At 66.6% G+C, this 24,227-nt stretch carries 27 protein-coding genes; 11 read left to right on the top strand and 16 right to left on the bottom strand.

Features of this window, described 5'->3' with window-relative positions; translation table 11 throughout:
- Positions 1-34 precede the first annotated feature (34 nt).
- A complete protein-coding gene (gene cpt, locus ACGFU7_RS07675) occupies positions 35-556 on the top strand; it encodes a chloramphenicol phosphotransferase CPT (RefSeq protein ID WP_393693572.1) in 522 nt (173 codons plus the stop codon).
- Between the two features lie 37 nt (positions 557-593).
- Here cpt and ACGFU7_RS07670 read toward each other — a convergent pair whose 3' ends face one another.
- The 8 genes from ACGFU7_RS07670 to ACGFU7_RS07635 all read right to left on the bottom strand — a co-directional run bounded on the left by ACGFU7_RS07670 (position 594) and on the right by ACGFU7_RS07635 (position 7,341).
- Positions 594-1,070 carry a GNAT family N-acetyltransferase gene (locus tag ACGFU7_RS07670; protein WP_393693325.1) on the bottom strand — a complete coding sequence of 159 codons (477 nt, stop codon included), beginning with the start codon at positions 1,068-1,070 and terminating at the stop codon, positions 594-596.
- A gap of 133 nt (positions 1,071-1,203) precedes the next feature.
- A complete protein-coding gene (locus tag ACGFU7_RS07665) occupies positions 1,204-2,037 on the bottom strand; it encodes a hypothetical protein (protein ID WP_393693324.1) in 834 nt (277 codons plus the stop codon).
- A gap of 176 nt (positions 2,038-2,213) precedes the next feature.
- Entirely contained in the window at positions 2,214-2,381 is a 168-nt protein-coding gene (locus ACGFU7_RS07660; protein ID WP_393693322.1) for a DUF664 domain-containing protein, read from the bottom strand.
- A gap of 31 nt (positions 2,382-2,412) precedes the next feature.
- Positions 2,413-4,302, bottom strand: a complete 1,890-nt coding sequence (locus ACGFU7_RS07655) for a serine/threonine-protein kinase (protein ID WP_393693320.1) — start codon at positions 4,300-4,302, stop codon at positions 2,413-2,415.
- 117 nt (positions 4,303-4,419) lie between these two features.
- Positions 4,420-5,628, bottom strand: a complete 1,209-nt coding sequence (locus tag ACGFU7_RS07650) for an MFS transporter (protein WP_393693318.1) — start codon at positions 5,626-5,628, stop codon at positions 4,420-4,422.
- A gap of 85 nt (positions 5,629-5,713) precedes the next feature.
- Positions 5,714-6,025: an ArsR/SmtB family transcription factor gene (locus ACGFU7_RS07645; protein ID WP_393693316.1), complete on the bottom strand. Its 312-nt coding sequence runs from the start codon at positions 6,023-6,025 to the stop codon at positions 5,714-5,716.
- A 157-nt stretch (positions 6,026-6,182) separates the two neighbouring features.
- Entirely contained in the window at positions 6,183-6,539 is a 357-nt protein-coding gene (locus ACGFU7_RS07640; protein ID WP_393693314.1) for a nuclear transport factor 2 family protein, read from the bottom strand.
- 19 nt (positions 6,540-6,558) lie between these two features.
- On the bottom strand, positions 6,559-7,341 hold the full coding sequence (locus ACGFU7_RS07635; protein ID WP_393693312.1) for an SDR family oxidoreductase: 783 nt from the start codon (positions 7,339-7,341) through the stop codon (positions 6,559-6,561).
- A gap of 99 nt (positions 7,342-7,440) precedes the next feature.
- Between ACGFU7_RS07635 and ACGFU7_RS07630 the strand changes: the two genes are divergently transcribed.
- Positions 7,441-7,989, top strand: a complete 549-nt coding sequence (locus ACGFU7_RS07630; protein WP_393693310.1) for a winged helix-turn-helix transcriptional regulator — start codon at positions 7,441-7,443, stop codon at positions 7,987-7,989.
- Between the two features lie 112 nt (positions 7,990-8,101).
- Here ACGFU7_RS07630 and ACGFU7_RS07625 read toward each other — a convergent pair whose 3' ends face one another.
- Positions 8,102-9,100, bottom strand: a complete 999-nt coding sequence (locus ACGFU7_RS07625) for a WD40 repeat domain-containing protein (protein ID WP_393693308.1) — start codon at positions 9,098-9,100, stop codon at positions 8,102-8,104.
- Positions 9,101-9,531: 431 nt separating this feature from the next.
- On the opposite strand from ACGFU7_RS07625, the gene ACGFU7_RS07620 reads away from it, so the two are divergent.
- Both ACGFU7_RS07620 and ACGFU7_RS07615 read left to right on the top strand, forming a co-directional pair.
- Complete coding sequence (locus ACGFU7_RS07620) at positions 9,532-9,894, top strand: DUF1304 domain-containing protein (RefSeq protein WP_393693306.1); 363 nt, start codon at positions 9,532-9,534, stop codon at positions 9,892-9,894.
- Between the two features lie 5 nt (positions 9,895-9,899).
- Entirely contained in the window at positions 9,900-10,457 is a 558-nt protein-coding gene (locus ACGFU7_RS07615; RefSeq protein WP_393693305.1) for a TetR/AcrR family transcriptional regulator, read from the top strand.
- A gap of 222 nt (positions 10,458-10,679) precedes the next feature.
- Here ACGFU7_RS07615 and ACGFU7_RS07610 read toward each other — a convergent pair whose 3' ends face one another.
- Together ACGFU7_RS07610 and ACGFU7_RS07605 are read right to left on the bottom strand one after the other, a co-directional pair.
- The gene (locus ACGFU7_RS07610; RefSeq protein WP_393693303.1) at positions 10,680-11,051 is read right to left on the bottom strand and encodes a VOC family protein; all 372 of its coding nucleotides are present in this window, start codon (positions 11,049-11,051) and stop codon (positions 10,680-10,682) included.
- Positions 11,052-11,337: 286 nt separating this feature from the next.
- Positions 11,338-12,144 carry an alpha/beta fold hydrolase gene (locus ACGFU7_RS07605; RefSeq protein WP_393693301.1) on the bottom strand — a complete coding sequence of 269 codons (807 nt, stop codon included), beginning with the start codon at positions 12,142-12,144 and terminating at the stop codon, positions 11,338-11,340.
- Positions 12,145-12,857: 713 nt separating this feature from the next.
- On the opposite strand from ACGFU7_RS07605, the gene ACGFU7_RS07600 reads away from it, so the two are divergent.
- From ACGFU7_RS07600 to ACGFU7_RS07570, 7 genes are all read left to right on the top strand, one after another.
- Positions 12,858-13,817 carry a hypothetical protein gene (locus tag ACGFU7_RS07600; RefSeq protein WP_393693299.1) on the top strand — a complete coding sequence of 320 codons (960 nt, stop codon included), beginning with the start codon at positions 12,858-12,860 and terminating at the stop codon, positions 13,815-13,817.
- Positions 13,818-14,082: 265 nt separating this feature from the next.
- Positions 14,083-14,484 (top strand): VOC family protein, encoded by a 402-nt coding sequence (locus ACGFU7_RS07595; protein WP_393693297.1) that lies wholly within the window; start codon positions 14,083-14,085, stop codon positions 14,482-14,484.
- Entirely contained in the window at positions 14,481-14,999 is a 519-nt protein-coding gene (locus tag ACGFU7_RS07590) for a DinB family protein (protein WP_393693295.1), read from the top strand. Before ACGFU7_RS07595 ends, ACGFU7_RS07590 begins: the two co-directional genes overlap by 4 nt.
- A gap of 276 nt (positions 15,000-15,275) precedes the next feature.
- On the top strand, positions 15,276-15,767 hold the full coding sequence (locus ACGFU7_RS07585; protein WP_393693294.1) for a DUF2975 domain-containing protein: 492 nt from the start codon (positions 15,276-15,278) through the stop codon (positions 15,765-15,767).
- Positions 15,767-15,988 carry a helix-turn-helix transcriptional regulator gene (locus ACGFU7_RS07580; RefSeq protein ID WP_148020455.1) on the top strand — a complete coding sequence of 74 codons (222 nt, stop codon included), beginning with the start codon at positions 15,767-15,769 and terminating at the stop codon, positions 15,986-15,988. Before ACGFU7_RS07585 ends, ACGFU7_RS07580 begins: the two co-directional genes overlap by 1 nt.
- 181 nt (positions 15,989-16,169) lie before the next feature.
- Entirely contained in the window at positions 16,170-16,508 is a 339-nt protein-coding gene (locus ACGFU7_RS07575; protein WP_393693292.1) for a hypothetical protein, read from the top strand.
- A 546-nt stretch (positions 16,509-17,054) separates the two neighbouring features.
- Positions 17,055-18,038 (top strand): YDG/SRA domain-containing protein, encoded by a 984-nt coding sequence (locus tag ACGFU7_RS07570; protein WP_393693290.1) that lies wholly within the window; start codon positions 17,055-17,057, stop codon positions 18,036-18,038.
- Here ACGFU7_RS07570 and ACGFU7_RS07565 read toward each other — a convergent pair.
- The 5 genes from ACGFU7_RS07565 to ACGFU7_RS07545 all read right to left on the bottom strand — a co-directional run bounded on the left by ACGFU7_RS07565 (position 18,035) and on the right by ACGFU7_RS07545 (position 24,183).
- Positions 18,035-21,175, bottom strand: a complete 3,141-nt coding sequence (locus ACGFU7_RS07565; protein WP_393693288.1) for a DUF3427 domain-containing protein — start codon at positions 21,173-21,175, stop codon at positions 18,035-18,037. The genes ACGFU7_RS07570 and ACGFU7_RS07565 overlap by 4 nt on opposite strands.
- 448 nt (positions 21,176-21,623) lie before the next feature.
- Positions 21,624-22,451, bottom strand: a complete 828-nt coding sequence (locus ACGFU7_RS07560; RefSeq protein ID WP_393693286.1) for a JmjC domain-containing protein — start codon at positions 22,449-22,451, stop codon at positions 21,624-21,626.
- Positions 22,452-22,549: 98 nt separating this feature from the next.
- A complete protein-coding gene (locus tag ACGFU7_RS07555) occupies positions 22,550-22,783 on the bottom strand; it encodes a hypothetical protein (protein ID WP_393693284.1) in 234 nt (77 codons plus the stop codon).
- A gap of 300 nt (positions 22,784-23,083) precedes the next feature.
- Entirely contained in the window at positions 23,084-23,326 is a 243-nt protein-coding gene (locus ACGFU7_RS07550; protein WP_393693282.1) for a DUF397 domain-containing protein, read from the bottom strand.
- Positions 23,327-23,778: 452 nt separating this feature from the next.
- Entirely contained in the window at positions 23,779-24,183 is a 405-nt protein-coding gene (locus ACGFU7_RS07545) for a hypothetical protein (protein ID WP_393693280.1), read from the bottom strand.
- Between the last annotated feature and the right edge of the window lie 44 nt (positions 24,184-24,227).

The raw sequence follows: 24,227 nt of genomic DNA, 5'->3' as shown, positions 1-24,227 counted from the left end.
GGACACAACCATGGAGTGCGCCGTGACGACCCGGATGATCGTGCTCAACGGTGGCTCCAGCTCGGGGAAGTCCGGGATCGCCCGGTGTCTGCAGGCGGTCCTGCCGGACCCCTGGCCGGCTTTCGGGGTCGACACACTGATCCAGGCGATGCCCGCGTCCATGCGTGCGTCGGACGCGGGCATCGAGTTCGCTCCGGACGGTGAGGTGATGGCCGGCCCCGAGTTCCGTACGTTGGAGACGGCGTGGATCGAGGGGGTCGCCACGATGGCCCGTGCCGGAGCCAGGGTCGTCGTCGACGAGATCTTCCTCGGCGGAGCGGCGTCCCAGCAGCGATGGCAGAAGGCGCTCGGTGGGGTGCGGGTGTTGTGGGTCGGCGTCCGGTGTGAGAGTGCGGTTGCCGCAGCCCGTGAGGTCGCGCGCGGCGACCGGGTCACGGGAATGGCGGCGTCGCAGGCGGACGTGGTCCACCAGGGCGTGATCTACGACCTGGAGGTGGACACGACGCGGAGCGAGTCCATGGAGTGCGCGCGGATCATCGCCGACCGCATCGAGTGATCCGTTGGGTCGCTGTTATCCGTTTCCGGCCACAGCACTACACGTCGCCGAGCTCCAGCTCGCCGACGACCTGATCCCCGCTCATCTCCCCGGTCGGCCGGAACCCGAGCTTCAGATAGAACTTCTCGGGCCCGTGCGCCCCGGGAACCCAGGTCACGGTCGTACGCGTCTGCCCGCGCCGCCGTATCTCCTCACACACGGCCTCCACGGCGAAGCGGCCGTAACCGCGACCCTGTCCATCGGCGGCGATGTTCAGCCGCCAGAGCCCGGAGCGGAGCCTGTCATCCGGCTTGTCCGGATCGAACCGGACATCGAAGAAGGCCATGACGAAGCCCACGAGCCGCTCACCGTCGAAGACCAGCCGGGGCCAGGCGACCTCGGGTGCGGCGTACGCCTGAGCCAGCGACCAGGCGACCGGCTTCACGAGCCCGTCCTGGTCGGGGCGTACTTTCAGCAGGCAGGCGGCCTCGACGTTGTCGGACGTGACCTTTTCGAGGCGAAGTGATGAAGGCATGTCTGCAACCTACAGAGCGTGCCGGAAAGCCACCGGGATTAACCGCTGACGCACGATGCGGGAGCGCCTTCGCCCCCGCTACGGCCTTCGGGCCGTGACGGGGGCGTCTGCACCGAGTCCCTTGCGGGAAGCGTCAGTTGGCGGGCGCCTGGTACAGGCCTCGGCCGGCGCGGTGCGCCCGGGAGGTGGCGACGAGCCGGTCGAGGGTGCTGCGTACGGTGTTGATGCTGTTGGGGGTGAGCTCACGCCCCAGAGCCTTCGTGACCTCACGGGCGCGGACAGGGGCGTCGCCGAACGTGGACAGCACCTTCATGGCCATCTCGGTGAGGTTGCCGCTGTCGTCGACGGCCGGCGCGGCAGGCGCTGCCTTCTTCGGCGCCCTGGCCTTCGCGGGGGCGGCGGCCTTGGCAGGAGCGGCGGCCTTCGCGGGGGCGGCGGCCTTCGCAGGAGCGGCGGCCTTCGCGGGCTTGGCGTCCTTGACGTCCTTGGCGGGCGCGGCAGCCTTCGCAGACTTGGTGGCGACGGCCTTCTTGGCCTGCCCGCGCTCGCTCTTCGGCTTGGCGGGAGCCTGCTTGCGGCCCTTGGGCGCAGACGTCTTCCGGGCGGTGCGGCGCGCGGGGGCGGCCGCTGCCGGCTCCTGCGGGGCCTCTGCCGGGACGGCGGAGTCGATGGACCCCTTCGCCTGCTGCGGAATCTTGAGAGCGGCAACGCTCTCCGTCGCCACCTCGGCCTTGACGTCCTCAGCCTTGACGTCGTCCGCCTTCACCTCCGCGTTCGCGACGGGAGCAGGAGCAGTGGACAGCACACGCAGGGCCGTCAGAGCAGTCCGCACCGACTCCAGACGCTCGGTGACCGTCGCGAGTTCCTTTTCCAGAGCCTGCTGGTGCTCTTCCAGGCGCGGAAGTTCCGCCTGCAGCAAGGCAGTTGTTGCATCAATGGTGTCGAGCGTGTTGATCTCGGAGGTCATGGTGTCGTCCTTCTGTCCCGGCCGACCGTTGGTGACCGATGTGTTGCAGCGTACGGGGCGTTGTGTTGTGGCCGGAAATCGACCTTCTGCGCGAACTGCCAGGAGCCACTTTCAGCACTGGCTGCCAGTCTCCTGAAACTCCCTGCCGCGCGTCCCGGAGATGGCCGGATCGGCACTCATTTGGCCGCACCTGCTTCACATGCTTCGTCGGAGCCGGCCCCTCCTTCGACCCTCCTCCAGCCGTAGCGCCGGCACCGTCCGGCCGCCTCGCGGATGATGTCCGCGTGCCCACTGTGGTGCGCGATCTCCCGGAAGACATGCAACAGCACGTGGCGGACGGTCATGGCCAGGGGATCCATGCCGCCCGCCGGAGGCTCAGTTGCCCGAGCCGGAACTCACAGCGTTGCGCCAGACAGTCAGGTCCAGCGTCATGTACGTACTGGGCGAGTCCTCGGACGAGAAGCCCTGGACCGTTACGAGGCCCATGTGTCCCGTACCTGTGATGACGCAGACCTGCCGCCCCTTCGAGAGCTTGTTCACGTAGATGGTCTCGGTGAATCGGGTGTCCGCGCGGCAGGCGGCGAGCGATCCCTCCTGCCCCGGATCGAGCAGGACCAGGTTTCCGTCCACGCTTTCCGCGTCGAGGTATCCACCGGTGTCGTAGGACAGTTCGTACCCACCGTCCTCGCCCTCCTGGGGCCGGACACTGTCGTCCCCGAGAGTCAGGTGGTAGCCGGCGGTGAGGTTGATGCCCTTGTAGTCGATGGGCTTCGGCTCGGGTTTGGCGCTCGGCTTCGGGCTGCTCTCCGTGCCCCCGTCGCTCTTCTTCTCGCTGCCCGGTGAAGAGTTGTTTCCCTGTGCGGAGTCGTCGCTCTGCGTCTGCTTCCCGTTGTCCTTGAGCAGGAAGTACGCCGTGCCGCCACCGGCAATCCCGAAGATCAGCGCGGCGGCGAGGGCGATGACCGCGCCCCGGTTGCCCGCACGCTTCGCGGGCTGGGGCGTCAGGGGCACGGGGCGGCCGGGGTGCATCTGCGCGTGCGTCGGGACCTGGGTCGGGGCGTAGGCGCGGGCCTGTGCCTGCGCCTGGGCCGGTGACTGAGCCTGGGCCGGTGTGCGGTACGGCCCCTGGGGCTGCGCGTACGGCCCGCGGGGCTGTGCGGGTTGAGCGGCCTGAGTGGGCTGTGCGTGCTGAGCGGCCTGAGTGGGCTGTGCGTGCTGGGTGGGCTGGTGCGTCACGGGCGGGCCGTAACCCGGCGGCGGGGTGGCCGGGGCCGCCGGCGTGGTGGGCGAGTAGGCCGCGGGCGGGGCGGAGGACGGGGGAGGCGGGGTCTGGACCGGGGCGGGGGCCGCCGCGCGTACGGTGATGTCGGCGGCGACCGAGCCCGGCAGCCAGTCCTCGGGGCGGCGCAGCACCGTCTCGGCGTTCGCGGACTGGCAGAGCGCGATGATCTCGGTGATCGTCGGCCTGGCCTCGGGGTCCTTGGCGAGGCAGCGGGTGACCAGCTCGACCAGCTTCTCGGGGACCGCGGTGAGATCGGGCTCCTCGTGGACGATCCGGTAGAGCACGCCGTGCGAGGTCCCCTCGCCGAAGGCCGGGGATCCGGTGGCCGCGTACGCCGCGACCTGGCCGAGCGCGAAGATGTCGGTGGCCGGGGTCACCTTGCGCCCCGCAGCCTGCTCGGGGGCCATGAACGAGGGGGTGCCGATGGTGACGCCGCTACCGGTGAGCGAGGTCGCGTCGGCGGCGTAGGCGATACCGAAGTCGATGACGCGGGGCCCGTCGGCGGCGAGCAGCACATTGGACGGCTTGAGGTCGCGGTGCACGATGCCCGCGCCGTGGATGACGTGCAACGCCTCGGCCATGCCGGCGATCAGCAGCAGCACCGCCTCGGCAGGCAGCGCCCCGTGCGCGACGACCGCATCGGCGAGCGAGGGGCCCGGCACGTACGCGGTGGCCAGCCAGGGCTGCGCGCCGTTGGTGTCTGCGTCGATGACGGGCGCGGTGAACAGGCCCTGGACGCGCTGCGCGGACTGCACTTCCTGGGCGAACCGACGACGGAACTCGGGGTCCTCCCCGAACTCCGGCCGGATCACCTTGATGGCCACGGGCCGTCCGCCGGGCGTGTACGACAGATACACCTTGCCCATGCCGCCCGCGCCGAGCTTGGCGGCGAGCCGGTATCCGGCGATGGTGGTCGGGTCGTCCGCCGCGAGTGGCTGGAAGACTTGCGAGGCATTGCCTCGTTCCGGCTGCTGACTGCTCATCAATTCACTTCTCCCCCGAAGAGCGCCGATATCGAACGGCACCCTATCCAAGGACGGCCGTCGGCGCCTGTTCGGGCGACCGGGGCCGCCGGAGCCCCGATGCCCGGACCGGTCGTCTCAACTCCGAACCTCTCCGAGCGTACGTACGTCCTGGCCGGACACCGGCGCCTGCCGCGCACCGGTACGGTCCAGTCCCAGCCGCAGAGCGATGGCAATCAGAGCGGCGACCGCGAACCCGCTTCCTGCCCAGGCGAGTTGACGGGCACCGTACTCGGCCATGATCCAGCCCCCGACCGCGGTTCCGACGGTGATGCCGAGGTTCGAGAACGAGATGAAGAGGCTGTTGCCGAACTCGGGTGCGTCGACGGCTTCCCTCCCCAGCCAGCTCTGGCTCACGATGAGCCCGCCGGAGTGCACGGCCCCCCAGACCAGTACGGCCAGGACCATCGGCGCGAACATCGGGCCGACGGCGTACAGGAGCACGTAGACGAGCAGACACAGAATTGGGTAGGCGACCACGGTACGAGTCGGATCGCGCCGCAACAGCCCACCGAAGGCGAAGTTTCCAAGGATCATCACCATCCCGAACGCCATCAGCATGGCACTGACCCAGGTGCCGTCCATGTGCGTGACCTGGCCCAGGTACTCGGCGAAGTAGCCGTAGACCGAGAACATCGCCGCGAAGACGAGGACGACCGACGCGATGGTCAGCCACATCCGGGACCGCTTGAGAATGCTCAACTGTGCACCGTAGGACACCCGTTGCCCGACAGGCGTCGACGGTACGAACCGCAGGATGCCGAGGAAGGCGATCAGGTTGACGAGCGCGCCGAACCAGAACGCCGACGCCAGGGACGCATGCTCGGCGAGGTACGAGGTGAGCGGCACCCCGAAGGCGAAGCCGACGGTGACTCCGCCGAACACGGTCGTCGTGGCGCGGGTCGCGTCCCCGGCGGGCACCAGCCGTGCGGCGGTCGCGAGCGCGACCGCGAAGAACACCGGATGGAAGAGGGCGGGAACGACGCGGAAGGCCAGCATCACCTCGTACTGCGTGGTGAGTGCGTAGACGGCATTGGAGACGGCGAACACCGCGATTGCGGCGGCGAGCACCTTCTTACGGTCGACGCCGGAGGCGAGCAGTGTGGTGAACGGCCCCGACACGGCGATGACCAGGGCAAAGACCCCGACGAGCCACCCCGCGGCGGACGGCGTGACACCGAGTTCGGCCGAGACCTGGGGGAGCACGCCGACCATGCCCATCTCGGTGGTGATGATCCCGAACACGCCCAGGGCGAGTACCAGGACGGTGAGGGAGGTCTTTCTCATCGTGACCTTTCATCAAATCTAGAAAAGTAGATGCATTGAGCTGTGGAGCAGAGCATGTGCAGGGCATGTGCGGGAACCGGCTGGGCTACAGCTCGTCGCGGACGTGCGCGGCGAACTCCGCGATCGCCGGCTCATTGCGCCGGTAGTACGTCCACTTGCCGATGCGCTCCGAGGTGAGCAGCCCCGCGTCCTTCAGGGTCTGCAGGTACCCGGACACCACGGACTGCGCCAGCCCGGCACGCTTCTGGATGTCGCCGACGCACACACCGACATGGAAGCCGAGCCCCTGCTGCCGGTAGGAATCCTCGTCGAAGTACTTCGACGGCTCCCTGAGCCACTGCATGAACTGCAGGCGCGCGGGGTTGGCGAGCGCCTTGTGTACGGCCAGGGGGTCCACCGGTCTGCCTCTCCGTCTGCCTCTCCACCGGGATGCATCTAGCTTTCGCGATATGTAGTGGCAAGTCAAATCGATGTTCCACCAGGTCGGCGAGAACTGTGTGCGCGATGTCATCCACGCCTTCGACGAGCAGGGGCTTCGGAGTGCTGCCGGTACGTCAGGGAGCGATGGTGAGGTGGCTGATCAGCCCCTCATTCAGGGTGAAGCGGTAGTGCAGGTCGACGGTGCCGCCGGGGAAGTTGCCTTCGAGGTGCTGGGTGACGGTGTAGCGGTCCGGGCCGTCGTGCGCGGCCCCGATGAGCGTGGTGGTGTAGGTGTACTCGGACGCGGCATGGTTCAGCCACTGTTCGATGGCCGGGATCCCCTCGTAGGTGTGGCCGTCGTCGACGACGGTCGCGTCCGACGTCAGCGCGGCTGAGGCCGCAGGGGCGTCGCGCTCGTCGTGCGCCTTCAGATACTGCTTGATGGCGTCGGGCAGGTCGGTGGCGTCGATGGGCGTGGTGGTGTCGGTCATGACTGCCTCGCTGATGGTTTCAGAGGGTGGGGACGGTTCCGCCGTCGATGACGTGCTCGGCGCCGACGATGGCGGAGGCCCGGTCGGAGACGAGGAAGGCGACGAGTTCGGCGACTTCTTCGGGGCGGTTGGGGCGTCCGAGAGGGATGCCGCCGAGGGAGTCCATGAGGGACGCCAGGGCGGATTCGCGGTCACCGGTCTGCTGGGCGATGCGGTCGATGAGTGCGTCGGCCGCGCCGGTCCGGATGAACCCGGGGGAGACCGTGTTCACGCGTACACCGTGCGGTGCCACCTGGTTCGCCAGGCCCTTGCTGTAGGTGCTCAGGGCGGCCTTGGCGGCGGCGTAGGCCAGAGTGCCGTTCCACAGCGGCATGCGTCGCTGGATCGAGGAGACATGAACCACCGCACCCCGCCGCTGTTCGATCACGCTCGGGATCAGGGCGCGGTCCAGGCGGACCGCGGCGAGCAGGTTCTGGCTGAGCTCCTGCTGCCAGACCTCCTCGGACATTGCCTCGAAGCCGCCGGCGGGCGCGGCCGAGCCGCCGAGCGTGTGGACCAGGATGTCGGTGCCGCCCAGTCGCTGCTGCGTCTCGTGCGCGACGTACTCGGCGCCTTCCGGCGTGGTCAGGTCGGCGCCGACAAAGTCTTCCTCGGGGACGTCGTCGGGCTTGGAGCGGGCGGTGACCAGTACGGTCGCACCGGCCTTCCGCAGCCGGGCCGCGATCGCTGCTCCCGTGCCCTTGGTGCCGCCGGTCACCAGTGCGCGACGGCCGGCGAGGGAATCGTCGATGGTGGCAGACAAGGCTGTCCGTTCCGGGATGCACGCAGGGCACGTCCCTTGTTACTGCTAAACTAGAACCTAGTAACTTTCACATTAGCAGTAACTCGGGAGGGTGTCGCCATGGCAAGCCGGATCAGGCTGGAGGACCGTGACTGCCCGCTGTCGACGACGGTGCAGCACGTCGGGGAGTGGTGGACGCTGCTGATCCTCCACGACGCCTTCGACGGCTACACGCGCTTCGACCAGTTCCAGCAGAGCCTGAACATCTCCACCAGCATGCTCACCACCCGGCTGAAGACCCTGGTGGCCGACGGCCTTCTGGAGCGGCGCCCCTACCAGACCAATCCGGTGCGTCACGAATACGTACTGACCGAACGCGGCCGGTCCCTGCGGCCTGTGGTCGTCGCCCTGGCCGCCTGGGGCAATCAGCACCTCGCGCCGGAGGACCGCACCATGATCCTGGTCGACGCGCGGACCGGCGAGGAGGCCGAACCCGTCGTGGTGGACGCGCGTACCGGGCGAAACCTGGACGACAGCGAGACCTTCGTCTTCACCGCGGGTCCGGGCGCCAGTGAGGCAATGCGCGCCCGCTACACCGAACTTGAGCGGCAGCGCCACGCGCGTGTCCGGGAGACACACGACCAGGGCGCCGCCCCGGCTTCCGGGTGAACCGTGCGCACGAAGTCCTCGCCGATCACCCGGAAGGCGACGTGTGCTGATCGGTGGTTCTCCGCCGTGCTCGCTGCCTGATCAACCGCCGAAGGACCTCCGAAGCCGACCGCTACGACAACAAGGCGGCCAGGTCCCAGATGCGTATCACGCCGTCCCCGCCCGCACTCAGGGCGACTTCGCGGCCGCGGAGCACTGTGGTCCGCACTGCCGCGACGCCGTCCCGATGGCCGGTCAGCGGGGCACCGATTCCCACGCCCTCGGCCAGGTCCCACATGCGTACGGTCGCGTCCGCGCCACCGGTCACCGCGAGGGACCGATTGCCGACCGTGGCGGTGTCCATGGCGCAGATGCTGCCCTCGTGACCCGTGATCGGATCGTGGATCGGTTCACCGGCCTCGTCCCCCGACAGTCCCCATACGTAAATCTCTCCCGGATCCGCCGCCGCCACCACGATCGGACGATCGGCGATCCGGGACACAGCGACCGCTTCGATCCTGCCGTCATCCGGGTAGAACGAAGCCAGTTGCTCGTCCCCCGCGAGATCCCACACGCCCACGTCGCTACCGCCGGCCACGACCAGCGAGCGGCCGTTGATCCGTGCGGTGGCGACCGTGCAGATGCCGTCGATATCGCTGTCCGGCAGCTCCACCAGGGGCTCCTCGACGGACAGTCCCCACACCCGGACTCCGGCATCCGAACCCGTCACGAACCGAGGTGGCCCCTCCCCCTTCACGGTGGCCATGGACCCGACGTAGGGATCGCCGTACATCGCCCCCCGGAGCACCTCGCCGCTCTCCAAATCCCAGAGGGCGGAGCCCTGTTCAGGGCCACCGGCCGCCAGCAGCACGCGGCCGCCGGAAACGGCCGCGGTCACCGAATCCAGCTCGTTCTCAGCATCGGGATACTGGACGGCGAGTGGATCTCCGGCAAAGGCGTATGCCAATAACCGCTTCTGCCACAGGTCCCGCTGCGGATCCCAGGTCCACACGGCATCGTCGCGGTCGGCGCAGACCACCAGTGGACCGCCGCCCACCTCGACCACCGCAAGGTCGATGATCGGGGACGAGGAAGGTATTTCGCTGCTCAGCAGCAGCGGTGCGTCAGACATACGGCGAGGGTAGGGCCCGGCTCTGACATCTGGACCGCCCGGCCGGCGTCATCGGTAGGGACACTGTCGGCCTCGGAATCGTTCCCTTCCACGCCGACCTGCAGTGTCGGGCCAGTCAGAAGACCCCGACGACCCTTGGTGGCCGACGCCCGAAATCCTTCGGGAGTTGGCGGTGGGTCAGTTTTGTGTGCGGGGGACAGGGCCGGCTTGACGTGCTCGCTACCCGTGCGGGCGACGGTGCCGCGTTGGGTGATCGGGATCTTGGGCGCAGGGCCCCTGGGCGGGTGCCGTTTCCGATCCGCGCCCGCCGGGGCGGACGCCGTGGCGCAGGGTCCCCGGAGCCCTGAGGTGCAACGAATGGACTTCCTGGACAGCTGTCCATGTATGCTGGACACCTGTCCATGAGATTCGAGTAGGCGGTGGTGATGACGATGGAGACGACGGCACATGTTCTGGTCGGCCTGGTGTCCGCCTTGCACATGTACATCCTGGTTCTGGAGATGTTCCTGTGGGAGAAGAAGCCGGGCCGCAAGCTCTCCGGTTTCGACGCCGCCATGGCCCGCGCCACCGCACCGCTGGCCGCGAACCAGGGCCTCTACAACGGATTCCTGTCCGCCGGGCTGGTCTGGGGCCTGATCGCCGGTGACCCGACCGGATTCCGGGTCCAGATCTTCTTCCTCGTCTGCGTGGTCGTCGCCGGCCTGTACGGCGGCGTCACCGCGAACCGGCGCATCCTCATTGCGCAGGCACTGCCCGGCGCGCTGGCCCTCGCCGCCGTCCTTCTGGCCCGATGACCGCCATGCAGGAAGACCCCCGGGCCGCCCGGACCCGGGCCAAACTGCGCCGGGCCCTGCTGGACGAGTGCGCGCAGCACCCGCTGACGGACGTCAGTGTCGCCGCGCTGGTGCGCCGGGCCGGAGTCGGCCGCGCCACCTTCTACCTCCACTACAGCGACTTGGAAGCGCTGGCCGTCGATGCCTGTGCCGACGTCGTCCGCGACGCCGTGGATGCCCTGCACGCATGGCGCGGCACCCCCGACCCCGCCTCCCCGCCGCCCGCACTCATCGCCTTCTTCACCGGCCTTGCCCCGCACGCCGGCCTCTACCGGGCGCTGCTGCGTCCGGGAGGCGGCGGCCCTCTCGGCCACGTACTCCATCAGGACCTGCGCGCCCGCAGCCGTACTGAGCGCACCCTGGCCGGGGCACCACAGCCCGACCTGATCGCCTCGGCCGTGGCCGCGACCTTCGCGGGAGTGCTCGCCGACTGGCTGCACGGGCTCATCGAGAAGACCCCCACCGAGATCGCTCACCAGACCTGGCGCCTGCTCGTCGCACTCCACCGAACCCCCCTGCCGTGACGGGCCCCCTGCCGTGACGGGCCCCGCCTCATGTCGCCGCTGACCGCCAGTGCCCCGGGGCGAGTCGGCGCCGGCGCGAAGCGCGTGTTGTGCAGGCAGTCCCGCTCTTCTGCAGGCATGTACGGCTGGGCCCCGGTCATGTGCAGGGGCACCAGCCGAACATGGCTCAGCACAACCATCACGGCCACAGCCAGACAGATCGAAGCCTCCTGAATCCCCCGGTCAGCCTTGGCAGATGCAGAAGGGATGACCGGCCGGGTCAGTGAGAACCCGCGCCCTGGCGGCCTCATGAGGCTGGTGATCCGGCTTGCCCGCGCCCAGCTCCAGCAGCCGGGCCTCGGCCTCGTCCAGATCCACGACGTCGAAGCAAAGGTGCAGTTGTTGGGGAACGGTCTGGTCGGGCCAGCGTGGAGCCCGGTAGCCGTCGACCCGTTGAAAACCGATGAAGAGGCCGTCCTCACGGTTGAGACCCGCGAAGTCGGCGTCCGACTTCGGGTGCGGTTCGAGGCCGGTGGCTTGCTGATAGAACGCCGCCAGAGCCAACGGATCAGGGCAGTCGAGTGTTATCGCGCTCAACTTCATCTGCAGGGGCATGACACCTCCGGGGCGACCACTGGACTTCCGCAATGAACACCCTAGAGGCGGATGCCTACGGATGAGCGGGACACCGACCACCCACTTTGTCCCAGAACACCGTAGGCGCCGCAGGTCAGAGCCTCGCCCTGCCCACGGTTATCCGGGACAGGACACCGGGGAAGAGCATGCTCCGAGTCCACGGACAAGGTCCTCCCATCGGCCATGGCCGGGCAGGCACAACAGGCGTGGAGGCGCTCCGCCGGTCAAAGGCAGGCAAGGTGGCTGACGGAGCGGCCCGGATGCCTCATGCGTGGAGAACCTGTTCCGCCATCTCCCGGACCGCGTCGGCCAGGGTGTCAGGAGCGGTGAGGTGGGCGATGTGTCCCTGGCCGGCGAGTGTGATGATCCGCGCGTTCGGCAGGGTTGCCGCCAGGTCGGCCAGGCGCTCGCGCAAGTGGGCGGGACTGAGATCACCCTCGACCAGGGGCGTCGGCATTCCGAGCGTTGCGAAGCGATCCATGCCGACGCCGAGCGCGTCGATCGCCTCGTCGTCGGCGATCTGCGCCGCCGCGTGGGCGGAGAACGCCGCTCGCACCCGCTGGTCGGCGAACATCGCATCGACCGCGTCTGCGGGCATGCGGACGATGTCGCACATGTGGATCCGCATCGCCTCGACCGGATCGCCCGCGTCGAGCGCGGAACGGGCGCGAACTCCCGCCTCTCCGGCGACCAACTCCCGGGTGGGCATGGGAGGTTCGTAGAGAAACAGCCCGGCGAACGCCGACGGTGCGAGCAATGCGGCTTCCATCGCGGCGACGGCACCCGAGGAATGCCCCACGAGAAGCACAGGGGGCTTGAGGAGTTCGGCGACGGCGACGATGTCGGCTGCCTCGACGGCCATCGAATGGAGCAGCGCGATGTCCGCCCCGGGAGCGTAGACCCGTCGGTGGATCCTGACGACGCGGAAGTCGTCGGTCAGTTGACGTGTGACGCCGCCCCAGGTTGTCGCGTCTCCGCCGCCCGGGTGGACCACCAGCAGGTTCGGCCCGCGTCCGTCGTCGAGAGCGGTAATGAGTCGACCGTCATCGGATGATGCGAGAAGCTCAGTCATGCGCACAAGTCTGGACCTGTCGGCCGACATCGCGCCGACAGTCTGCCGACATTCCGTGCCGCCGACAGCGGCCGCCCGCCCCGGCGGATGCCCTTCTCGGTAGTCCGCCAGGAGATCCATCCCTGCTGGTTGCTACCGACGGAGCCCTGTGGCACGCACCGCTCATCACCTTCCCCCTTCGCAGACCAAGAAGACCTATGACGACCGAGTGAGCAGTCCTTGGCACTCCGTGGCCCTGAACGATCTCCGATACAGCACCCGAAGCCTCACCGAAGCGGCAGGCGAGGGGCGCAGACCCCGGCCGCAACGTGTCCGGCGCCGGGTGGATGTCTACTGCTTCCCCCGACACAACCGCGACCGCGGGGTCTCACGGGGTTCAGCCCTGGCAGAACGCAGGGCCCGCCAACGCCTCCGCATGCGGACAGGAATCCTCCGGTGCCTGGTGAACACACCCACCGGAGAACTCGCGCGCGAAGCCGCAGACACGGTGGACGTACCACCGGCGAACCACCGGCACAGCTCGATCTGGCTCGCCTGACCGGAGCTGAGGGTGCGGCGTGAAATCCCGTTCACATGGCGGGAGATGAAAACAATGCGGTACGGTGACGAAATCATCACGCTCTGTGTGTTCACGCGCACATGGAGCGGCCCCCGGCGGTGCGTCAACACCAACCGAGGGCCTACACCACCAGTGGAACCAGAGGCCACCGGAAATGCTGCGTCATGCTATCGCGCCGTCCGCGCGCTATACGAAGGCATCGCACGATGTCGTCCGCCATCCGCGCCTGAGCAGTGACGCGAAGATCCTGCTCCTGTACGTCCAGGGCCTCCCCGAGAACTCCGCGTACAAGCCCTTGAGCGAACTCGCCCGGAAACTGGGCATCAAGGGCCGCGCGTACCAGAAGGCCAAGCAACAGCTGGTCGAGCACGGGTACGTGCACGAGTGGCGAAGCCAGGGCGGCGGGGGCCGCTGGCTCACCGAGCAACTGGTCGCGAACAACCCCCTGACGAGTGAGCAGGCGGTACGCGTACGAGGAGTCTCGCCCACCGCAACCCCGCCGCCGAGTACGCAGTTCCCGACGGTCGGCGAACCGGCTGCCCGGCCGACCGGCGGCTATAAACCGGTAGAAGACCACAGTGATAAGACCACTCCCCACCCACCCTCCGAACCGGAGCTGCCGGCTTCGACAGCAGACCCCATCCAACTGGCCAGAGCGGAACGGGTATTGCTTTCTCTGCGCCACTCCCGCCGCGAACTCCACCTGGGCGTACGCGAGGCCCGCGCACTGGCCGTGGAGGCGGTCGAGTGGCTGGAGCGCGGACTGAGCGAGTCCGACCTGCGCCAGGCCCTCCTCGCCGAACGCCCGGAGAACGGCGTGCGTTCAGCCGTCGGCTTCCTCCGCTACCGCCTCATCCAGAAACTCCCCGAGTCCCAGGTCCAACACCGGCCCTACGAGCCCCCGCCCGTCCGCGAGCTGATCGAATGCGGGGGCCAGGGCGAGAAACACCTCTTCCGCCCCGTGGCCGACGAGACGGAATGTGCCCCATGCCGCCGGTCCACCGCGTCCACGACCTTCTACGGGGGCGCTTCCCCGGAGCCGGAACGCATCCCGTGGCGGGAGCGGATCGCGAGGATCAACGGGACGGCGGCGGCCCCGCCGGGTGAGGGGTGACGCCGCCTGCCGCCGGGACTGCGACCCGAGAGCTCGCCCGCGTAACGACGACGTGCAAACGGCGTACGGACGCGCCGGAAGCACCACCACGATCGCTGACGGCGGCTGTACGGTCACCGGCCCGGTGATGCCGCACCGTCGCCGCAAGGGCGAGGAACTGCCTCGCCTGGAAACAGGCGCACAACAAGTCCCACAAGCAAGTCCAAAAGACTTCCTGAGCCGGTCCTCTATGCACGGCACACCCACTCGTAGATCCTCTGTAGCTGTGACCGACACAACACACGATCTCAGGTGGCCCACAGGCATCAGTGCCATCACCCTGTTCGTCGAGGACCTGGACGCTACGAAGCGGTTCTACCGGGAGGTCTTCGGACTGCCGGTGACGTTCGAGGACGACAACTCGGCCGTATTCGGCTTCGGGAACACCCTCATCAACCTGCTGAGGACCACCGCGGCACGGGAGCTGATCGACCCCGCACGGGTCGCCGATCCCGGCGCCGGCTCCCGCCTCCAGCTCACCCTCCCCGTGGACGACGTGGATGCGATGTGCAAGAAGCTGGCCGCCCGCGGCGTGACGCTGCTGAATGGCCCGATGGACCGGCCCTGGGGGATACGGACCGCCAGTTTCCGTGATCCCGGCGGGCACATCTGGGAGATCGCACAGTGACCGCGACCGCAACACCGGACTCCGAGTCTGAGATCCGAACGCTGCTGTCGTTCCTGGCCGGACAGCGCCGTCATGTCCTCGGCATCCTCGACGGGCTGGACGAGGATGCGCTGCGACGGCCCGTGCTGCCATCCGGGTGGAGCTGCCTGGGGCTCGTCCAGCATCTCGCGCTCGACGTCGAACGGTTCTGGTTCCGTGCCGTGGTCGCCGGTGACAAGGACGTGATCAAGGCCCTGGACGACATCGACGATGCCTGGCAGGTGGGGCCCGACGTTCCGGGCGCCGATGTCCTCGACCGCTACCGCACGGAGGCGGATCTCGCGGACACCGTCATCACCGCTGCGGCTGCGGACACCCCCTTGGCCTGGTGGCCCCAACATCTCTTCGGTGAGCCGCACTTGCACACCGTTCGGGACGTCCTGCTGCACGTCATCACCGAGACCGCGTGCCACGCCGGCCACCTCGATGCGGCACGAGAACTCATCGACGGTCGGCGGTGGATGGTCCTGGCCTAGTGGCCCGTCTCGGATGACCGGCCGGAGAATGGCTGAGGCTGAGGCTGTGGAGTGGGCCGGGGGTCGGGGCTTCGGCGTAGCCGGGTGGCGTCCGATTTGTGCTCAAGCGAGGCCGACTTCGACAAGATCAAGACGGTTCGCGCAACCGCCATGCCGTGGGAGGGGGCGGCGACGTCCCGCCACGGTGCGAAACCGCCGCCCACCCTCCGCCCCAGCCCTTGCTTCACCTATCGAAAGTCGATAGATTCCCATCGTGATTCGATGGAAGGATGGGTCATGGGAAAGCTGACAGTGCGTGCGCTGCGCGCCGTGCTCGTGGTGGTGCTCGCCGGCACCGTGTTCGTACAGGCAGGCATGGTGTGGGCGTTGGCCGGCGGGAGTGACCCGGAAGACGGATCGCTCCCGCTGACCCCGCTGCGCGTGATCACGATCCTGGGCATGGTGTCGGCCCAGGTCGCCCTGGTCTGCGTATGGCGGCTGGTGACGATGGTGCGACGCGGAACCGTGTTCTCCCACACCGCATTCCGGTACGTGGACGCCGTGATCGGCGCGATCGTGGCGGCTGCCCTCGTGTGGTTCGCGGTCACGGTCCTCAATGCGCCGGGCCAGCGGGACGACCCGGGCGTCACCGTCATCATGGGCGGGGTTGGCCTGGCCATCCTGGGGGTCGCGCTCATCGTGCTCGTGCTGCGGATGCTTCTCGCCCAGGCCGTCGCGCGCGACGTCGAAGCGGCGCAGATGCAGGCCGAGTTGGACGACGTGATCTGATGCCGATCACCGTCGACATCGACGTGATGCTGGCCAGGCGGAAGATGTCCGTGGGCGAGCTCGCGGACCGCGTAGGGATCACGCCCGCCAACCTGGCGGTACTCAAGAACGGCCGCGCCAAGGCGGTGCGCTTCGCGACACTCGCCGCGCTCTGCGAGGTGCTTGAGTGCCAGCCGGGCGACCTGCTGCGCTGGGAGGCCGAGGACGCCGCGGGCGGATGACGTACCCCCGGGGCGGGCGTCAACGCGCCTGGCACCACCGGCCCGTGACACGGCACATGGACCGCATGGACGTGGATCGCCGATCACCCGCAGCGCCGTCCCGACCCCGTTGGGTAGATTCCGGTTGACCTGCACCGCAACGTCCTGGTCGACAGCGGGGGAGAGTGAGGCGGGGCGGGGCGTGGCCCTTGTGGACGGTGTCGCAGATCGCTGGGGCGTCATCCTGCGCGGTGACTCCAAGGTCACCTGGTGCGAACTGGCCACCGGCCTCCGGTCATCAAGTGATCACGTTGATGGTCCCCAAGTCGCGAAGGCGGAAGCGCTGTTAGGGCTTTGCGGGCTCGGCGTCGTCCCGGCGAACTCCCGTCATGAACCACTGAGTCTGACCTTGGGCAGGGAGATGGCGATCGATCTCATCGTCGACCTCCTTCACTGGCTCCGTGCCCACGGCTGTGATCCGGACGAGGCCCTCGATTGCGCGCAAACGCACTTCGAGGCTGAGGCGGTCGATCCGGCGTGAAGCAGCCCTTGTCTGAAGAACTTTTTCGAAATCGCCGAAGAGTTGGATGACTTGGACGCGGACTGCGACTGGGCAGACTCGTACAACCTGTGGTGCCTCGTGTGCGCTGCGCAGTATTGCGGCTTCTTGCCCGGAGTATCGGTGTACCAACTCGTGCCCCTCGGTCGGCGGGACGACTTCTTCCTCATCACTGTTGAAGTGGCGCCGACGATCGTGTTGGCCACAGCATCCATCCACTGGCGCGAAATCGAACCTCCAGCCCCGGGAACCGGGACGGCGGCGATCAGCCATCTGTTGGCGAGGATCGGCGAAGTGTGCTCGAAGTTGCTTGTGGCCTTTTACGAGAACGCTGCGAGTCGTTCCAATGAGTAGTCCAGATCGCCGATCTCCCCACCGGCTGTGCTCGCGGCCATGGCCCCGACGAGGTGCCGGACCGGGCCCAGCCGGTGGTCACCTTTAGGTCAAGTGTAGGAGGAATTCAGCCACTTAGCCTCACAAGGTGGCAGGGGTGATCGAAAATGATCGAATGGCCGGAAGTATGTTCGCATGGCTGCGTACAGAGCTTTCTTTGGACATGTGGATGAATGCCTTCCGGGCGTCCATTTTGAATCCCGGCAAGCTGTTAAGGATGCCAAGCTTCATAAAGAGCGCGAGGCAGGCATCTCGTGGGGACTTGATGCCAACGGGGAGAGAGCTGCCGATGCGATCGTGCTGAATCAGGGCTATGAAGACGATCTCGACAAGTGGGATGAGGTCATTTACACGGGTGCTGGTGGTCGGGATCGCAACACTGGTCGGCAGATAGAGGATCAGACTTGGGAGAACCGCGGGAACGCGGGTCTCCGGAGAAGTCGGATATTGGCCAACCCTATACGGGTCATCCGGGGCAGTGAAGGTGAGCGAGATTATTCGCCTGCAAGCGGGTACCGGTATGACGGCCTTTACCAGATCGTCGAGGAGTGGACCGAAGTCGGTAAGGCCGGCTTTCGGATCTGTCGGTTTAGGCTGCGTCGCCTCCCAGCTGAAACGCAGGAACTTACGCCCGTTGAGCAGCAGGTCCGAGACATCCTCGACCGGCAAGGTCAAGGTGCGGCCGATGAGAACAGTGCTGACGTTCCTGGGGTGGCTACGCAGCGACGGAAGGCCACGGTCGAACGCATCGTCCGCGACACGGCTGTTGTCCGCCGGGTCAAGCGGTGGCACGAGTACACGTGTCAGATCTGTGCTCTGACGCTGACGGTTGGGGCCGGGGGTAAGAGCTATGCCGAGGGAGCGCACATACAAGCGCTTGGAGGCTCGGCCGGGGGTCCCGATGTCGAAGGGAATGTGTTGTGTCTATGCCCTAACTGCCATGTGCGACTTGACCGTGGTGCCCTTTATCTGACCGATGATTTTCATGTTGTGGATCGCTATGTAGAAGGTCTGACCTCGCTAACGGTTCCGTTGAGGACGGTGGCACAGCACCGCATTGGGAAGCGATTCCTGCGAGCACACCGCCGCTTCTGGCGTATAAGTGATCTGGATCGCTAACCCGCAGCAATGGCTGAGTAGGTCCACACATCCGCCGGAATCTCATGTTGAAGCTTCCAGACAACGCCCATGGGCTTACTGCCCTTGTGTTCGGCGTACTCGGCGGGGCCAAGGAGCATCCACGGCTGCGGCCCGCCGATGTCCGTCTTCTTGTAGCGGCGGACGAAGAGCAGGGCGTGGGTGTCCTTCTCCTTGTGAGTTTGGTAGCGGATGCCGGTGGGGGATGTCTCTGAAGTCTGGTTCTGGGATTCCCAGTGGAACAGGGACTCGTTCAGCGCGTAGTCCTTGTAGCGAGTCTCTGGCGAGAAGTCCTTTTCGTCCTTTTCGAGGGTGATGAGTAGTGCGTCAGTCTGGATGTTTTCGCACCACTTCACACCTTCGCGGAAGTGTCCCGGCATGAAACCGCCAACGTAGGACTGTCCCAGGGCGGGGAGGATCTCTTCGCGGCTGTATGAAGCGTGGACTGCCAACGGCAGGCTCGCATGGCCGCCGAGCAGCGGGACGGGTACGTGGTCGGCCTGGTCCAGGACGTGGGCGAGGACCTGGCGGAGCTCGTCGCGGAAGGCGTGCTGAGGGTGAAGGGTGTCGAAGCCCTCCTGGTAGCTGCTGAAGTCGTTGCCCAACGGCCACAGCGAGAAGAAGAACATGCGGGCGTAGGCCTGTTCCTGTTCACTGAGATCGCCGTATGTGGGGGCGTCGTCAGCCAGGAGCTTGCTGTACGCAGCAACTCGGAGCGGGTCATCAACGTGGAGGAACGCCGATACGCGCTTCAGTAGCGAAGCTTCTCCCTCCGGCACGGTCTCGGGGAGGAGCTTGGCCCGGCGGAGCAGACCCGTCCATGAGTTCCCGTTGCCCCGGTAGAGCTCCTTGAGCGCGCGACCGCTCTCTTTGAGGTAATGGGCGAGCCGAGGTTCGGCGTAGTCGGCGACCTCGCGTGCAAGCTGAGTGACGTTGACGCTGATCTGGCTGCGGATGTTGTCAATGATCAGCTCCTTGGCCTTCGGCTCAAGGATGATCTGGCAGCCAGACGGCAGCTGCGGAAAGTCGTGCTCGATGTTGGCGAGCAGGCGATTGCGCGTGAGGTTGGTCAGCGCGCGGAACTGCTCCTCGAAGCGGAACTCCTTGCGATGCTGACCGATGAAGTCCAGAACAGTGAGGACGGCCTTGTCCTCGGTACGACGCAGGCCTCGTCCCAGCTGCTGGAGGAACACTGTGGCGCTAGAAGTAGGGCGCAAGAGGAGCAGAGTGTCGACGTCAGGGATGTCGAGACCCTCGTTCAACAGGTCGACAGAAAAGATGACTTGGAGCGCGCCTGCCTTGAGCTGATCTAGGGCGTCCTTGCGCTCATGACGTGAGGTCTCGCCGGACAGGGCGACCGCGTTGAGGCCGGCTCGACGGAAGAAGTCGGCCATGAAGACGGCGTGCGCGACTGAAACGCAGAAGCCCAAAGCGCGCATCGAGCCCGGGTCGGCAACCTTGTCCTTCACGGCTTGCACGACGAGCCTGGCTCGTGCGTCATTGCCAGTGAAGAGATTACTGAGGGCCGTGGCGTCGTACGATCCCCGCTTCCAGGTGATGGCGCTCATGTCGGTGTTGTCGGTGACGCCGAAGTAGTGGAACGGACTGAGTAGGTCGTTCTCCAGGGCCTCCCAGAGGCGCATCTCTGCGGCGATCCGGCCCTCAAAGAACTCGTCCTGGACGTTCAGCCCATCCATGCGTTCCGGAGTGGCGGTGAGTCCCAGCAGTTGCTGTGGCTCGAAGTGATCCAGGATCCGCCGGTACGTGGGGGACGTGCCGTGATGGAACTCGTCGATCACGATGACGTCAAAGTGATCTGGAGCGAAGCGCTCCAACACACGTGGGTTGAGCGACTGGACGCTGGCGAACACATGCGTCCAGTTGTCGGGAATCTCTCCACCGACGAAGAGCTCGCCGAAGTTCGCGTCAATCAGCACGTTCTGGTAGACGCGCAGAGACTGTTCCAGGATCTCCTTGCGATGGGCGACGAAGAGCAGCCGCGGATCACGGCCCAGCGTCCGCCGCAGGCTCTTGAAGTCCAGTGCTGCCATCACGGTCTTGCCTGTGCCGGTCGCGGCAACGAGAAGGTTGCGGTTTCGACCGTGGACGGTGCGCTCCACTTCGAGGCGCTCCAGCATGTCGCGCTGGTGCGGGTAGGGGCGGACTTCAAGTCCGGAGAGTGTGATGGTGGTGCCACCGTTCCGGTTGGATCCGCCAGCCTGAGACAGCGCTTCGTCGAGTCGCTGCGAGTCGCTGTCGGGGTCGTACGGCTCGAAGGAGCGCTCACTCCAGTACGCGTCGAATGTCGCCTCGAACTTGCGGAGGACGGAAGGCGTGGCTACCGACGACAGTCGAACGTTCCATTCGAGCCCGTCAAGAAGCGCGGCCTTGGACAGGTTCGAGCTGCCTACGTACGCCGTATCAAAGCCGCTCTCGCGACGGAAGAGCCAGGCCTTGGCGTGAAGGCGTGTTGAGCGGAGTTCGTAATTGACCTTCACCTCGGCACCGAACTCGCGAACCAGGCGATCCAGCGCGCGACGTTCCGTGGCTCCGATGTAGGTGGTTGTCAGCACGCGGACGGGGACGCCGCGATCGCGCGCGGAGGAGAGCGACTGCTCAAGGACTCGGAGTCCGTGCCACTTCACAAAGGCACAGAGGAGATCAACACGGTCTGCCGTAGCCAACTCAGCGCGCAGCTCGAAGCCCAGACTCGGGTCGTCAGGTGAGTTGGTGATCAGTGCGGTCTCGGAGAGCGGCGTAGCCGGGCGAATCGCGTAGACGCCAGGAGCCTCTTGCTCCGCGACTGCAAGCAACTGTCGGGGGCCCTCAATTACGAGATCGGCCCACGCGGCCGCACCCTCGATCGTGTTCAGTGACTCCAGGATGTGGTTGGCGGCGATCACCTGCTCTGCAGGCGAGAGGCCCTGGAGGACGTGGCGCACGACGTTCGCGATATGGCGCGACAGCACGTGAGGCACGGATTCATGGCCGACTATTCCATCGATGAAGCGCCAGCCCGTGGAGTCGAGCTGCTTCATGCGCTCTTCGAGACGATGGGTGATCAGCGTCTCGTAGAGCCCAGCTACCGGAGCCGCGTCGTCCGCAGAGTCGTTGGGCATGGTCGATTCCCCCTCATCCCGCCACCTACGTATGCAGTTGTATCAAGCGGAACTGACAAAGCCGCTCTTGCATGCGCCTGCCCGTGTTGGGGCGGGGGATCAGAAGGGTGTTGTGATCAATTCAAGGTAACTTCCGTCGGCGTCAACGATGCCGCTGAGGCGTCGCTCCCGACGCCCCCGAAGCGTCCTCGCTTCCGGACCTGGATGAGACCATCGCAGACCTGGGCAGCGATCCGACCTTCCCCGGTCACGGACTCCGCGTCGGACGACTGGGCGATGCCATGACCGTAGCGGTCGGCCACGCTTGATATTGCGCGGCAGGAGCCAGCCGTTCAGGACAGGAGCTCTTGCGCCAGGTGAAGTGCCCAGGCCCAGGAGGCCAACTGCCTGCCGCTGGCGGTTGGCGTAGATCTAGGCAGAGTTTGGGCCACGTGGGAATGCGGGTTAGCTAGGTCGTGTACTCCAGCTCGGTAACCGCGGCCTTGGACACGATGTCGGCGATTTCGTCTATGTCGAGTGCTTCGAGGTACTCCACGAGGACCGTCCGGGTTTGCCGCAGCTGCTGAGCCAGTTCTGGCCCCCGCGTCTTGCTGGGCAGGATGACGCGGCGGAATTCCGGCTGTTCGATCGCGGAGGTGATGAGCTTCTCGGTGAGCCAGAGCGCGGTGCGCTCGCGGATGGCGAACGTGAGGTGGATGCTGCGCTCATCGGAATCCAGTGCGTGAGGGTTGTGTACCCATCCCCGAGGCAGAACCAGCGACTGCCCTGGTCTTAGGTCGATTTCGAGATCGGGGCCGGCTGCTTCCCACTTGGGGATGAAGTCAGGGTTCCAGACGCGGAAGGACTCCTGGTATTCGCGCATCGGGGATGGGTACTCCGGGCGCCATAGTTGCCATCGCTTAACGCCCGAGATCTGCACGATTACGGCCATCTGTTGGTCCCAGTGGTGCAACAGCCCCTGACTGCCGGGCGGGGTTAGGAAGGCGTGCAGGTAGTTGCTGTAGCCGGTCTCGTGCTGGATCGCGTGGGAGGCGTCCGTCAGGAACGGGATTACACGCTGGAGGTTGCCGAGGCGGATGGTGTAGCCATCGGCGTAGTGCTTATGGAGCTTGGCCGGGTCGGTCCGCCCCTTGGTTTGATGGCAGTCGGGATGTAATGAGGGGCCTGACTTCACGAGGGCGATTTCGCTGGCGTGTACGCAGCCGGTGTCAATGTAGTGGTCGAGGAGCTCAGGTGTGATCGTGCGGTCCAGCTCGGTCGTGCCGCGTTCGTACACACACGGTTCGTCCGGCCATGAGGTCATGAGGGTGGCCACACCCTCATCGGGGAGTAAGAGACTGAGCGACATTGTCGTCCTCTCTTTGGCACTGGTGATCAGGTGGGCGGCAGCGGGCAGAGGATGTTGGGGTGGTGGTGGTTTGCGCAGCAGACGACCGAACAGGACACCAAACTCGAAGACTTCGTGTAGTGGACCCAGCAGACGTCGACCCCGCGCGGAAGGGCGTCCATCGCGTAGGTGACCTTCTGTTCGAGGCAGACGTATGCCTGCATGCCGTCTTCGCGCTCGAAGGGCGGGTTCGACTCGTACATCGTCTGAAGCCATGTCACGGCGTCGGTGACGCGTGTCCAGGTGCGATCTGCCGCCGTCTGGCGGTGGCGCAGTAGCCAGTGGCCGGTCATCAGAGGCGGCAGCGCCGAGGCTAGGAACTCGGCGTGCTTCGTCGCGTTTTCATGCGGACGGCGCAGAACTTCCTGACCGTACGCGTCTCTGCTGCCGGTCCATGGACCGTACCCGTGCCAGTGTCCTGACCAGCTCATTTGTGCCCTTCGGGAAGGTGACGGGCCGCCCAGGTGGATCCCTGGGCGGCCCGCATCTGCGGTGCCGTGTGGTCTGGGAAGGAGGTCAGGTTAGACCGCCAGGCCCCGCCGCTTGAGCCATCCGGTAGCGAAGGTGTCGAGCTCCGCCGCGGTGAAGCGCAGCTCCCTTCCCGTGCCCTCCGGCTTGCTGTCGCGGATGGCGAAGGAGGAGTCCGCGCCGGGAATGGCGGCGAAGTCCACGCAGGTCTCGTTGGAGCCGCCAAGGTTGCCACCGCAGTACCGGTCGAACGCGACCGCCTCGGGGACGGGCAGGCTGTAGAGGTTGCTGTTCATGGGATAGTCCTCCCGGTGCTGATGCTGCGGAGATTCGGTCTCCGCACCGTCTTGCACTTGCACCCGCCCGGCTGCCGACTGCCAAGTTGAGACGGCCGGGCGGGAGTCTGTGCGTGCCAAGTTGCAGAGGTGACTTGTGATCCCCGCCCCGACCGGCCTGTCCTTCTTCGGGGGTGGCTCCAGTCGGGGCGGGGGCTCTCCGCCCCGAGAGGCAAAGGCACGGGGGAGCCTTAGGCGGACTCGGGGCGGGGTCTGGGGCCTACTGCCTCTGAGTAGCCAGAGCGTCGGCGCGAACAGCGCGGACCTCGATGCACAGGCGAAGGAGCGCGCCCGCCCGTTTCCGCCAGTCGTACAAGCGCCGTCTGTTCGTCATTCGCGCCACAACGCCAAGACGAGTGAGCCGCTGACGGCGGCAAGGCACACGACGTAGGCGATCTGTCGGGAGTGCTCGCTCATGCCTGCTCAGTTGGTTCGGCCGAGGGCTTGGTCGTGGCGGTGCCGGAACACTGCTCTCGACATATGGCGACAAGTTTCCGCAGCACTCGGGCCAAGGCACGTACGTAGGAGTACGCCTCGTACACCGGCGCATCAGGGCGAGGTGGGGCGCTGACCAACTGGTCGGTCTCCAGGTGGAATGCGTGTGTCTCGGTACCCTGGTCGCCGTCGAGAACTTCGGAGACAAAGACGGGAATGAGGCCGAGGAGACGGGTGGTGCACTCGTCTATGTCGGTGCGGGTCGCGGTGCCCAGTTGGAGAGTGAAGGCGCGCTGGACTTCGCGCTCCGCCCGATCGGCGTCCGGAGGGAGGGGTGGAGTCTGGTCCGATTCCCCTTGAGGCGTGATGGTCTTCGTCTCCATGCCCGCACCCCTTGTCAATCTCGATCGGTTGTCTTGCTGTCAAT

The sequence above is a fragment of the Streptomyces sp. NPDC048473 genome, from assembly GCF_043200155.1.
Lineage (GTDB): Bacteria > Actinomycetota > Actinomycetes > Streptomycetales > Streptomycetaceae > Streptomyces.
This window is presented reverse-complemented; position numbering and strand designations above follow the sequence as displayed.